Origin of the sequence: Micromonospora pallida, from assembly GCF_900090325.1 — a bacterium.
Lineage (GTDB): Bacteria > Actinomycetota > Actinomycetes > Mycobacteriales > Micromonosporaceae > Micromonospora > Micromonospora pallida.
In genome coordinates, this window is the sequence record NZ_FMHW01000002.1 from 1,387,195 (window position 1) to 1,398,915 (window position 11,721).

Consider the following 11,721-nt stretch of genomic DNA (forward strand, 5'->3'; position numbering starts at 1 on the left):
CGTCAGCGGGTGATGGACGCCTCCAGGCGGAACGGGTTGTCGCCCAGCGGGCTGGTACGCCGGGACTCGACCACGAACTCCCACACCCCCGGCTCGGGGTCGACGTAGGTGCGGCGCAGCGGGTCGCAACCGTTGCCGTCGAAGTAGTTCGCGTAGCAGTAGATGGTGCCGGCGGCGGAGTCCTCGCCGTTGACGCCCTGCGGGCTGAACGCCCACCAGCGGGTCTGGCTGCCCTCGGCGAGGCCGGACAGGTCGACCGTCATGGCCGTGGCGCCGGCGGGAACCGCCACCGAGTAGTGCACGGTGCCGTTACGGGACACCGTTCCCTCGGCCGACCAGGTCGTACCGACCGTGAGCGGCGCGGCGGCCTCGACCACGAGCATGGCGTACTGCTCGACGGCCTTGGTCCGGGCGCTGTCGACGACCAGCATCGCGTCGTGGGTGCCCTCGGTGCGCGGGCTGGCGGTCACCTGGATCGTGGTGGGCACGTCCTTGGCCAGGGCGACGGTCTGCGGCGCGTGGAAGGTGCCGTCGTCGCCGACGAGCCGCAGCTGGTACCGCACCGGGTCGGCGGGGCCACTGGTCCGGGTCAGGGTGACCGGGTAGCTGCGGGACTCACCGACCCGCTGGCCGCCGCTGTCCGGCGCGCAGTCGTTGAACAGGCCGCTGCCGCGGTGCGGCGTCCGCAACTGGCCGGAGAGCACGGTGCACACCGGAGCGGAGACGGTCACGTCGTCGCTGGCGACGCCCCGGTCGTCCGTCCGCAGGTACTTCCAGGCGTCCTCGACGTTCAGCTGGCCGCGGCCCTGGGCGATGACGTCAACGTTCGAGTGGAAGTCGGCCGAGGAGTAGATGGCGTTGCGCAGCTCGGCCGGGGTCACGCTGATCCCCGACTGCTTGGCGGCGGAGAGCAGCAGCGCGGCGGCACCGGCGGCCTGCGGGGACGACATCGAGGTGCCGTTGAACATCGAGTAGCCCGGGGGCAGGGTGTAGCCGGTCTCGGCGACCGACGCGCTGGCGATCCAGTTCGGTGTCGGCGCGACGGCGGAGCCGGGAGCGGTGATGTCGGGCTTGAATCCGCCGTCCTCGCGCGGCCCCCGCGAGGAGAACGGCATGATGTCGTGGTCGACGGCGACCTTCGAGCCGTAGTTGACCCACCAGGTGTCGCGGGAGACCGAGGCGCCGACGCTGACCACCCGGTCGGCGCCGGTCGGGTCGCCGAGGGTGTTGGCGCCCGCACCCGAGTTCCCGGCCGAGACGAACATCTGCACACCGGTCTCGTCGATCAGGCGGTTGTAGAGCAGGGCCTGCGCGCTCTGGCCGTCGTTGAGGGCCGGGCTGGAGCCGATGGACATGTTGATCACGTCCACGCCGTGGACCGTGGCCAGCTCGATCATGCCGTCGGTGAGAGCGGCGGTGGAGCAGCCGAGGGCGTGGCACGCCCGCATGGACACCAGCTTGGCGCCGGGCGCCTGACCGTCCATGGCGCCGCCGAACATGTCGTTGGCGGCGGCGATGCCGGCGACGTGGGTGCCGTGGCCCTCGTTGAGCGTGTTGATGTTCACCGCGTCGGTCCCGTTGGACGAGATGTCCAGCTCCAGGTCGACGGTGAAGGGCACCCGCTCGTTGACCGGGGTGGCCGGGTTGTCGATGCCCAGGTACCCGATCTGGCTGGCGGCCCTGAACGGCCGCATCAGCTCCTCGTCGGTGAAGTCGCGGTCCTGGTCGGTGTCCACCCACACCGCCTGGTCGGACTCCCGGTAGAGCACGCCCAGGTAGGTGCCGGCCAGGCTGGACATCGAGATCCGCTTGACCGAGATGGACAGGCCGCCCTCGGCGGGGCCGGTCCACGTCTGCCGGAGCAGCGGATCGGTGAACGTCGGACCGGTGACCCGGTTCGCCGGCGTCATGCTGTACCAGGTGGAGTCGAACAGCAGGTCGATGAAGTTCCGCTGGGAGGTGGCGACGACCGTGTCGACGAGCTTGCGTTCCCCGGTCGTGGTGGTCGCGAGGGCCGGATGCGTCGGGTCGATCCCGGTGTCCATGACGCCGATGGTCACGCCGCGACCGTCGTACGTGGGATGTGCGGCCTTGAAGTCGACCGACTTCGTCTCGTTGGTGGGCAGGTAGGCGTTGTCGGCCGGGGTCGTCGCGGAGGGCGCCGGTGGCGTGGCCCCGGCTTCGGCGGTGACCGTCGTGCTGGTGGTCCCCAGGTCCGGACGGGTGTCGTCCAGCTTGAGCAGTTCGTCGACGTCCACCCGGACGACGTCATCGAGGGCGAGGACCTTCTCGACGTCGTCGAACGGCACGTTGGCCTTGAGGTAGCCGATCCGGGCCTCCGTCCTCGTGACGTCGGCGCCGAGCGCGGCCAGCGCCTGCTCGGCCTGTTCGGTCCGGCCGTCCCGGACGGCGATCATCAGGGTCACGAAGTCGGGGGTCGGCTGCCCGGCGTCGGCCGGGGCGCTCCGCCGGAGGTGTTGGCGGGAGTACTGCGCGATCAGGGCCCGGTCGTGGTTGCCGAGCTTGTCGCCCGTACCGGTCGACGGCTGTGCCTGGACGGGCGCGGACAGGAGCGACAGGCCGCCGGCCGCGACGACGGCGGCGGCGAGCGCCGCTGCGGTCCGCCGGTGCCGGTACGGGTGCGCGGTGATGTGACGTGGCATGGGCGTCCTCGTGCTGTGAGGCGAGTGGATGGAGGGATCCTGTCACCAGCACAAGTTGTTGATCAGCCCGCTGAGCTGGCGGTTTTACGCATTGGCGGGAATGCGACGCGGAGTCGGGACGACGGCGGGGGAGGCCGTCGTCGGTGACCGTGCCGGGTCAGATCCAGCGACGGCGGGCCGCCTGCCAGCCGAGCTGGATCCGGGTCTGCACCCCGGCGAGTACCAGTAGCCGCTGAACCCGCCGCTGGATGGTGCGCATGCTCACCCCTACCTGGGTGGCGATCGCCTGGTCGGTGTAGCCGGCGAGGAGCAACGAGAGCAGCCGCCGGTCGTCGGGGGCCAGCGGGCCGTCCGCAGGTGTGGCCAGCGCGGTGGGCACCGGCACGGCGGACTCCCAGACCCGGCGGAAGACCCAGCAGAGCGCCTCGACGAGGGCGGGCGTGTGGACGACCAACGCCTTCGCCGCCGCGCCGGGCGGCAGGTGACGAAGGACGACCAGCACGACCTCTTCGTCGAAGATGCTGCCCTTGAACGGCACCTCGATCGCGACCCGCATCTCCTCACCCAGCGCCGCCCACTCGTCGAGCAGCAGCGGGGTCGGCTGGCCGTCCCCCTCCAACGTCGTCCGTTCGTAGACGACTCGGTAGCGCACCCCGGCCCGCAGCGCGTCCTGTTGGCCGGCGTTGGCGGTGGGGGGCACGGCGATGACGGGCGCCGCCACCAGGGACTGGATCTCCCGGCGGGCGTTCCGCTGCAACTGGCCGTAGCGTTCGGCGATCGCCGTCGCGCCCTCGACCACCTCGACCGGTTCGGTCCCGCCACCTGGCGTGCCGCTTCGCTGGTAACGCTGCGAGAGCTGGGCGATGGCCAGTTGCGCCTTGTGGAGATCGTCCAGGCGTTGCAGTGCCATCAACCGCAGGGTGATGTCCGGCGGCGCGGCGTGCAGTCGGTGCTGTTGCTCGGGACGCACCACCACCAGGCCCCGGTGCGCCAACTGGGCGAGGGCCTGCTCGACGTCCGGTTCGGCCAGCCCGGTGCGGTCGGCCAACTCGCGTTCGTCGGCGGCCGGCCCGGCGACGAGCTCCTCGTAGATTCGCTCCTCGTGAGGGCCGATCCCGATGCTCTCGAGCATGTCAGCGCAGCACCCGGACGGCTGGTGCGAGCACGACGACCCCCTGTTGTTTGCCGGCGGCGGGTCGACTGACGTCGTCCTGAGCTGCGGTTCGCAGGGTCGTACAGCGGGCGGGCCGTGTCAAGCGATTGGCGGATCTTGGTCACGCCAGGGCCGTGGTCTGCGCCCCTCGCGCCGGCAGTGACCGGGAGGGAATCAAAGCTGGCGGGCGTAGCAGACCGACAACGCCTCACCCTGGTACGGGCCGAAGTTGTCGATGCGGTCGTACCCCTCTCGCTCGTAGAAGCGCATCGCGTCCGGTTGGGCCGTGCCGGTCTCCAGGAGCAGCTTCACCACGCCACGGTGGCGTGCCTCGTGTTCCAGGGCGCGCAGGATCGCCACCGCCGCTCCGGTGCCCCGAACCGCCGGCTCGACGTACATCCGCTTGATCTCCGCCGAGTCCGGCCCCAGCAGCCGCAGCGCCCCGCAGCCCACCGCCGCGCCGTCCGCGTCGCGGGCGACGAGGAACACGCCGATGTCCTCAGCGGTCGGGGCCGCCCCCGGCTCGTGGTCGTCGTTGCCGTACCGCGCGTCCAGCTCCGCGCGTTGCGCGGCGCGCAGCCGCGTCCCGTCGACCCCGTCCCAGGACTCCGACCCCACCCTGACCTGCACAGTTCATACCCTCATCTATCCGTAACAACTGTTCCGGTAACGGATGTTACGCTATCGCGGCGGGCGACGGCGAAGGGGCGGGCATGGCCAGACGACGTGATCTCCAGGGCCACCAGGAGCGGCTGTCGACGGCCACCTGGTCGGTGCTCGCCGACCACGGCCTGCCGGGGCTGACCCTGCGGGCGGTGGCCGAGCGCGCCGGATGCAGCACGGGCCTGGTGCTGCACACGTTCCCGGACAAGCAGGCCCTGCTCGTCCACGCCCGTACCCTGCTGCACGAGCGCACCGCCGCCCGTGCCGACGCGGCCCAGGCGTCCGGCCCCGAACCGCTGGACGCGCTGCGGGCCGTCCTGATGCAGGTGGCCTCCGGCAGCGACGACAAGCGTGAAGAGGCCCGGGTGTGGGTGGGTTTCCTGGCCGCCGCGCTCGCCGATCCCGAACTCGCCCGGTTGCACCAATCCCACAACCGCGCCTTCGTGGGCCGGATCCAGCGTCTTGTGGCGACCTGCCGCCCCGACTGGAGTCCGGAGCAGACCGCGCTGAGCGCCACGGCACTGGTCGCGCTCGTGGAGGGGCTCAACGTCCTGGCCGCCGTCGATCTGGACACCTACTCCGCCGCCGCGCAGCAGGCGGCCATCGAGGCCGCGCTGGACCAGATCCGTGCCGAACGGCCGGCACCACCGCCCGCCGACCCCGCCGCCGCGCCGGTCGGCGCCTGAGGGCCTGACCGCTTCCGTTCACAGAGGTAGACAGATCAGCGGAACGTTCCAGGTTTACCCGCCGTCGTTCCGGGTCAGTCGTTAGCCGGATGGCGGGCGAGGCGGTGAGTTGACATCCTCTCCGGCCTAACGGCGGGAGATTCCCACCCTCGCGGGTGGGGTTTCCTGGTTCATCGCGGACCGCACGGAAGGAGAACTCTCGTGTCTGACGTCCGCTCCGCAGGCGTTTATGGTCTCGGCCAGCCCGGCCGCGACGGCGATGTTCTGGGCGGCGTTGACGTCCCGGTCGTGTCGGGTGCCGCAGGACGGACACCGCCAGTGGCGGGTGCCCAGGGAGAGCGTGGCGAGGACATGCCCGCACGCCGAGCAGGTCTTCGAGGACGGTTACCAGCGGTCGACCACTACGAGGTGCCGGCCGGCGCGCTGCGTCTTGTAGGCGAGCAGGGTACGGAACTCGGCCCACCCGGTGCGGGAGATCGCCTTCGCCAGACGCCGGTTGCGGACCATGTTGCCCACGGCGAGGTCTTCCACGGCGATGGCGTCGAACCGGCGCACCAGAGCCGTGGACTGTTGGTGGAGGAAGTCTCGGCGGGCTTCGCGTACCCGCGCGTGCGCCCGAGCCACTTTCCGTCTCGCCTTGGCCCGGTTCGCCGAGCCCCGTTGTCGGCGGGCCATCATCCGCTGGTAGCGCTTCAGGCGACGCTCTCGACGCTCCATGTGCCTCGGGTGGGGGATACGGTCGCCGGTGGACAGCACCGCGAAATCGGTCAACCCGAGGTCGACCCCTACTGCCTGACCGGTGGGTTCGGGCGCGGTGGGGGTGTCGATGTCGACGGTGAGGGTCACGTACCAGCGGCCGTCCGGGTCACGGGACACTGTGACCATCGTCGGATCCAGCCCAGCTGGGTCGATGCCGTGCCACGACCAGACGAATGCCAGCACACCCGGCGTCTTTCCGAGGGACAGCCTGCCGTCGCGCAGGCGGAACGCCGACCGGGTGAACGACGCCGACTGCCGACCATGCCGGGACTTGAAACGCGGATACCGGGACCGTTTCGCGAAGAACCCGGTCATCGCCGCGTCCTGGTGCCGCAGGGTCTGCTGCAACGGCACCGAACTGACCTCCCTCAGAAACGCCCACTCGGGTTGCTTCTTGAGTTCCGTCAACGTCCGGTCCGTCTCCGCGTAGGAGGTGCCTTCACGGGTGGTGCGCCAGCGGTCGGTACGGGCGGCCAGGGTGCGGTTCCACACCACGCGCACGCACCCGAACGTGCGGTTGAGCACCGCTGCTTGTTCGGGTGTCGGGTATGCCCGGCACTTGTACGCCGTCCGCATAGGACAAACCTACCCGAAAGGATGATCATGGATGACAGTGGGGCCGCCATTCCTCCCCGCCCTCAAGGACGGGGCATCCTGGCGGCAATTCGGTGATCCGGTCGTGAGTGTCCTGCGCAGGAAGTCGGTCGAGCAGTCGATCCGCGACACGGAGCAGCCGGAGCACCGGCTCCGCAAGGAGCTGACCGGTCTGGATCTCACCGTGTTCGGCATCGGCGTCATCATCGGTACGGGCATCTTCGTGCTGACCGGGGTGGCCGCGAACCAGACCGCCGGGCCGGCGGTGGCGTTGTCCTTCGTCATCGCCGGGGTCGCCTGCGCGCTGGCCGCGTTGTGCTACGCGGAGTTCGCGTCCACCGTGCCGGTCGCCGGCAGCGCCTACACCTACTCCTACGCGACGCTCGGCGAGTTGGTCGCGTGGATCATCGGGTGGGATCTGATCCTGGAGTTCGTACTGGCCGGCGCCACGGTGGCGGTGGGGTGGTCCCAGTACTTCGCGGTGCTCATGGAGACGCTCGGGGTGACGCTGCCGGCCGCGGTCAGCGGCGGCGAGGGCAGCGTGTTCAATGTGCCCGCCACGCTCATCGTGCTGATCCTCACCGCGGTCCTGGTCGGCGGTATCAAGATCTCGTCCCGGCTGAACGCCGTGGTGGTCACCATCAAGGTGGCGGTCGTGCTGTTCGTGATCGTCGCCGGGCTGTTCTTCGTCCGGGGCGGCAACTACGCACCGTTCGTCCCACCGGCCGAGCCGGCGCAGGGCGGTGCCGGCGCGGACGCGACCCTGCTGGAGGCCGTCTTCGGGCAGGCGCCCGCCAACTTCGGGATCAGCGGGATCTTCGCCGCGGCGGCGCTGGTGTTCTTCGCGTTCATCGGCTTCGACATCGTGGCCACCGCGGCCGAGGAGACCCGGCTCCCGCAGCGCGACGTGCCGCGCGGGATCCTCGGTTCCCTGGCGGTCTGCACGTCGCTCTACGTAGCCGTCTCGCTGGTGGTGGTGGGCATGCAGCACTACGCCCAGCTCGACACGAAGGCGCCGCTGGCCGCCGCGTTCCAGGCCGTCGGCCAGCCGTTCATCGCCAACCTGATCACCATCGGCGCGCTCGCCGGGCTGACCACGGTGGTCATGGTCCTGATGCTGGGGCAGAGCCGGGTCGCGTTCGCCATGAGCCGGGACGGCCTGCTGCCGCGCTGGCTGAGCCAGGTGCATCCCCGCTACGGCACCCCGTACCGCATCACCGTCATCGTGGGTCTGGTGGTGGCCGTGCTCGCCGGGTTCATCCCGCTCGAGGAACTCGCCGAGCTGGTCAACATCGGTACCCTCTTCGCGTTCGTGCTGGTCGCGGCGGCGGTCATTATTCTGCGCCGCACCCGGCCGGACCTGCCGCGCGGCTTCCGCGTCCCCTGGGGACCGGTGATACCGGTGCTCGCCATGGTCGCCTGCGCCGTGCTGATGCTGTTCCTCACCGTCGAGACCTGGCTGCGTTTCTTCGCCTGGATGGCGCTGGGTCTGGTGGTCTACTTCCTCTACGGGCACCGCCGCAGCCGGCTGGCCCAGGCTGGGCGGGACGGGCAGCGGATGCCCGACCAGCCGGACCTGGACACCGGTTTCGGCTCCGCGTCGCCCCCGCCACGGTGACCGCCGTCGCGCATCGGTGGTGCGGCCCCGCTGCGGTGACCCGTTGGCGGTGCGGCCCCGCCGGTCGGACTGTACTTTTGACCGGTTCGCCCCGCCCACGGTTTCCCTAACCTGGCTGGCATGAGCGTCTCTTCGCTGACCGACCCCGGGGGCACGGTCCCCGTGGACCGGTCCCGTGGCCTCGGCGGGGTGACGAACCGGCTCGCCACCGACGTGGCGCTCGGCGGTGCCTTCCTGCTGGCGATCGTCGTCGAGATCGTCGCGCTCGCGGACAGTTGGGGCGTCCGCTACTGGCTGTTCGGCGGGGCCGCCGCCGTGGTGGTGTGTCTGCTCGCCCTGCTGCGCCGGTGGCACCGGGCCTGGTTGGCCGCCGCCGGGCTCACCGTCGCTGCGCTGACCGTGCTGGTGGCCCGGCTGGCCCACCTGCCGGCCGAGCCGGGCCCGGCGATGGCACTCGCGCTGGCGGTGCTGGTCGGCGCCGCGGTGCGTACCCTCCCGCGCGTGCCGGCGGGCGCCGTGGCCGCCGGCGGGCTCGGCATCGTCGTGGGCAGTCAGATCGCCGCCCTCCCCGCCCCGGGCATCGCTCCCGTCACCAGCCTGGCCGGGCTGGCCTGGCTGACCGCCGTCGCGGTCGGGCTCTCCCTGCGCCTGGTCGACGTCCGCAGACAGGCCACCGTCGAGAAGATCCGCCAGGACGAGCGGCTGGAACTGGCCCGCGAACTGCACGATGTGGTCACCCACCACATCACCGGCATCGTCCTCCAGGCCCAGGCCGCCCAACTGGTCGCCGGCAGGCAACCCGAGAAGGTGCCCGGCACCCTCGCCGGCATCGAGTCCGCCGGCTCCGAGGCGCTCGCGGCGATGCGTCGGGTGGTCGGCCTGCTCCGCGACGCCGCCGACGCGGAGCTCGCCTCGCCCGGGGGGACCGAGCAGCTCAGCGCCCTGGTCGACCGGTTCACGCGGCAGGGGCCGCCGGCGCGACTGCGGATGCCCGAGCGGACGGACGACTGGCCACCGGAGGTGGCCAGCACCGTCTACCGGATCGTGCAGGAGGCGCTGACGAACGTGGCCCGGCACGCGCCGCACGCCCGAGCGGTCACCGTAACCGTCGAACAGCACGACGCGGAGGTCACGGTCCAGGTGGTGGACGACGCGTCGCCCGCGCCCGCCCGGTACGGCCACCGCGGCGGGTACGGTCTGGTCGGCATGCGGGAACGCGTCGAGAGCCTCGGTGGCGACCTACGGGTCGGCCCCCGGTCCGCCGGCGGCTGGTCGGTGCTGGCCACCCTGCCCCTACCCACCAGGACGAACCGTTGACCATCCGGGTGCTGATCGCCGACGACCAGGCCATGGTGCGTGGTGGCCTGCGGCTCATCCTCGAGGACCAGCCGGACATCACCGTGGTGGCCGAGGCCGTCGACGGTGTCGACGCGATCGCCCAGGCCCGTCGGCTCCGCCCCGACGTCTGCCTGGTGGACATCCGGATGCCCCGACTCGACGGCCTCGAGGTGACCCGGGCGCTCGCCGGACCCCAGGTCGCCCAGCCGCTCCGGGTCGTCGTGGTGACCACCTTCGACCTCGACGAGTACGTCTACGGGGCGCTGCGCCACGGCGCGGTCGGCTTCCTCCTCAAGGACGCCGGGCCGGCGCTGCTGGTGGAGGCGGTGCGCGCCGCCCACCAGGGCGACGCGCTGGTGTCGCCGTCGGTGACACTGCGGTTGCTCCGGCACGTCACGTCCACCGTCCGACCGACCGCCGGCCGGCAGGTCCCCAGGCTCACCGAACGGGAGATCGAGGTGGTTCGGGAGATCGCCCGGGGACGTACCAACCGGGAGATCGCCGCCGAATTGTTCATCTCGCTGAGCACGGTCAAGAGCCACGTCTCCGGGATCCAGACGAAGCTGGACGCGCGTAACCGGGTCGAGATCGCGGCCTGGGCGTGGGAGAACCGCATCGTGGCGAGCGCCTGACGCGCTGCCGGCCCGCGCTTCCGTACGTTCCGTGACGCCAGCCATCCGTCCGGTGTCCACCGACGCCCCCGTCTCCGCCCCGACACCGTGACCCGATAACGTCTTCGCAGCTCAGGGCGGTGACTTCGGGTGGTCCGTCGGAGTGGAGCCGCCCGGATTCGTAGGGACGAGCGGGTGTTGGCGTATGAGACTCCGGCAGTTGACGTACTTCGTGACGGTGGCCGATCACGGCTCGATCCGCAAGGCGGCGGACGCCCTCTTCATCGCCCAGCCGTCCCTGTCGGCGCAGCTCGCCGCGCTCGAACGCGAGGTCGGCGGCCCGTTGTTGAACCGGCAGGCGCGCGGGGTGACGCTGACCCCCGCCGGCCGGGTGTTCCTGCGGGAGGCGCGCGTCACCCTGGCCGCGGCGGAACGCGCGAAGCGGTTCGCGACCCTCGCCCTCGGCGGCGAGCAGGGGGATCTGCGGTTCGCCACGGTACTGTCGATCGCCGCCGGGCTGGTGCCGGACGCGCTGCTGGCCTGGCGCTCGCGGCGGCCGGGGGTGCGCGCCTTCCTCCAGGAGTACCGCAGCTCGCGGGAGTTGGAGCGGTACACGGCGCAGGGCCTGCACGACTTCGCGGTGGGCCCCAAACCGTCGACGGCGTTCGAGGTCACCGAGTTCATCGGTTCCGAGGAATTCGTCGTGGTGCTTCCCCAGGGTGACGAACTCCTTTCCTCCGCATCGGTCGACATAGCCCGACTCGGTGACCGTCCCTGGGTTCTGTTCTCCCGCGACCACGGTCTGTCCAGCATTCACGACGATATTTTCGCGACCGTCGGAATAGCGCCGGAAAGTGCGGTCTTCACCAGTCAGACCGATGTGGCCGTGCGGCTCGCGACCGTCGGACTCGGCCCGACGATCGTGCCGGACAACGTCGTGCCGCCGCCGCTCCGACGGTTCGCCAGATCCCTGGCCACGCCCCTGACCCGCGACCTCTACGTGTACGGGACGGCACCGGTTCCCAATCTCGCGAAGGCGTTTCTCGACGAGTTGAGGAACGTGTGCGCGGCACCGAAGCGATAGCCGCAGACTATCGCGGTGACAGCAAAATCGGGGCTGGTGCCTATCCGTGGCTGCTCCTAGCGTGGGGCAACCTGGACAGGAAGGATCCGTTGTGCCCACGCAGTCCAACGACATCGGCGAGTTGCCACTCGCGGGCGAGTTGATCGCCTCCGGCTTCGAGGGCTGGAGCGCCGAACTGAAACAGGAATTCGAGCGGAACGCCTTCAACAAGGTGATCGGCTCCCGGGTGCTCTCGGAGGACGACCGGGTGCGGGTCTGGCATATCGAGGTGCCGCCCGGCCAGCGCCTGCCGGCGCACCGGCACACCCTGGACTATTTCTGGACCGCCCTGCACGACGGCGCGTCCGTCCAGCACACCGACGACGGAACGACCCGCCGCGTCGCCTACCGCAAGGGCGACACCCGCCACTTCGTCTTCCGCGACGGCGCCTACCTCCTGCACGACCTCGTCAACGACGGGGACACGACGCTGGAGTTCATCACCGTCGAGCACCTCAGGTAGGCCCGATCGCGGGTAGTCCCGACCCCTCCGCCCGCCTGGTAACCACCCCC

10 protein-coding genes and 1 pseudogene are annotated in these 11,721 nt (G+C 70.9%); 6 read left to right on the plus strand and 5 right to left on the minus strand.

Features of this window, described 5'->3' with window-relative positions:
• Nucleotides 1-2 precede the first annotated feature (2 nt).
• The 3 genes from GA0074692_RS06100 to GA0074692_RS06110 all read right to left on the minus strand — a co-directional run bounded on the left by GA0074692_RS06100 (nt 3) and on the right by GA0074692_RS06110 (nt 4,446).
• Nucleotides 3-2,663 (minus strand): S8 family serine peptidase, encoded by a 2,661-nt coding sequence (locus tag GA0074692_RS06100; RefSeq protein ID WP_091640248.1) that lies wholly within the window; start codon nt 2,661-2,663, stop codon nt 3-5.
• Between the two features lie 157 nt (nt 2,664-2,820).
• The gene (locus GA0074692_RS06105) at nt 2,821-3,795 is read right to left on the minus strand and encodes a helix-turn-helix domain-containing protein (protein ID WP_091640250.1); all 975 of its coding nucleotides are present in this window, start codon (nt 3,793-3,795) and stop codon (nt 2,821-2,823) included.
• A 195-nt stretch (nt 3,796-3,990) separates the two neighbouring features.
• Entirely contained in the window at nt 3,991-4,446 is a 456-nt protein-coding gene (locus GA0074692_RS06110) for a GNAT family N-acetyltransferase (RefSeq protein WP_091640252.1), read from the minus strand.
• Between the two features lie 83 nt (nt 4,447-4,529).
• Here GA0074692_RS06110 and GA0074692_RS06115 point away from each other — a divergent pair, with 83 nt between their 5' ends.
• A complete protein-coding gene (locus tag GA0074692_RS06115) occupies nt 4,530-5,165 on the plus strand; it encodes a TetR/AcrR family transcriptional regulator (RefSeq protein WP_091640255.1) in 636 nt (211 codons plus the stop codon).
• 126 nt (nt 5,166-5,291) lie between these two features.
• Here GA0074692_RS06115 and GA0074692_RS36885 read toward each other — a convergent pair.
• A pseudogene (locus tag GA0074692_RS36885) lies at nt 5,292-5,534 on the minus strand (zinc ribbon domain-containing protein); the annotation flags it as partial.
• A gap of 15 nt (nt 5,535-5,549) precedes the next feature.
• Nucleotides 5,550-6,500: an RNA-guided endonuclease InsQ/TnpB family protein gene (locus GA0074692_RS06120; protein ID WP_218106575.1), complete on the minus strand. Its 951-nt coding sequence runs from the start codon at nt 6,498-6,500 to the stop codon at nt 5,550-5,552.
• 103 nt (nt 6,501-6,603) lie between these two features.
• On the opposite strand from GA0074692_RS06120, the gene GA0074692_RS06125 reads away from it, so the two are divergent.
• From GA0074692_RS06125 to GA0074692_RS06145, 5 genes are all read left to right on the plus strand, one after another.
• The gene (locus GA0074692_RS06125) at nt 6,604-8,136 is read left to right on the plus strand and encodes an amino acid permease (RefSeq protein ID WP_245730196.1); all 1,533 of its coding nucleotides are present in this window, start codon (nt 6,604-6,606) and stop codon (nt 8,134-8,136) included.
• Nucleotides 8,137-8,256: 120 nt separating this feature from the next.
• On the plus strand, nt 8,257-9,453 hold the full coding sequence (locus GA0074692_RS06130) for a sensor histidine kinase (protein WP_091640261.1): 1,197 nt from the start codon (nt 8,257-8,259) through the stop codon (nt 9,451-9,453).
• Nucleotides 9,450-10,106 carry a response regulator gene (locus GA0074692_RS06135; protein WP_091640264.1) on the plus strand — a complete coding sequence of 219 codons (657 nt, stop codon included), beginning with the start codon at nt 9,450-9,452 and terminating at the stop codon, nt 10,104-10,106. The genes GA0074692_RS06130 and GA0074692_RS06135 overlap by 4 nt, the downstream gene beginning before the upstream one ends.
• A gap of 199 nt (nt 10,107-10,305) precedes the next feature.
• On the plus strand, nt 10,306-11,169 hold the full coding sequence (locus GA0074692_RS06140; protein WP_176738325.1) for a LysR family transcriptional regulator: 864 nt from the start codon (nt 10,306-10,308) through the stop codon (nt 11,167-11,169).
• Nucleotides 11,170-11,260: 91 nt separating this feature from the next.
• On the plus strand, nt 11,261-11,671 hold the full coding sequence (locus tag GA0074692_RS06145) for a cupin domain-containing protein (protein WP_091640269.1): 411 nt from the start codon (nt 11,261-11,263) through the stop codon (nt 11,669-11,671).
• Nucleotides 11,672-11,721: the final 50 nt, after the last annotated feature.

Excerpts from the sequence above, each read along its gene's own strand:
- GA0074692_RS06100 (WP_091640248.1), bottom strand. The coding sequence starts at position 2,663 with ATGCCACGTCACATCACCGCGCACCCGTACCGGCACCGGCGGACCGCA.
- GA0074692_RS06105 (WP_091640250.1), bottom strand. The coding sequence starts at position 3,795 with ATGCTCGAGAGCATCGGGATCGGCCCTCACGAGGAGCGAATCTACGAG.
- GA0074692_RS06115 (WP_091640255.1), top strand. The coding sequence starts at position 4,530 with ATGGCCAGACGACGTGATCTCCAGGGCCACCAGGAGCGGCTGTCGACG.
- GA0074692_RS06120 (WP_218106575.1), bottom strand. The coding sequence starts at position 6,500 with ATGCGGACGGCGTACAAGTGCCGGGCATACCCGACACCCGAACAAGCA.
- GA0074692_RS06130 (WP_091640261.1), top strand. The coding sequence starts at position 8,257 with ATGAGCGTCTCTTCGCTGACCGACCCCGGGGGCACGGTCCCCGTGGAC.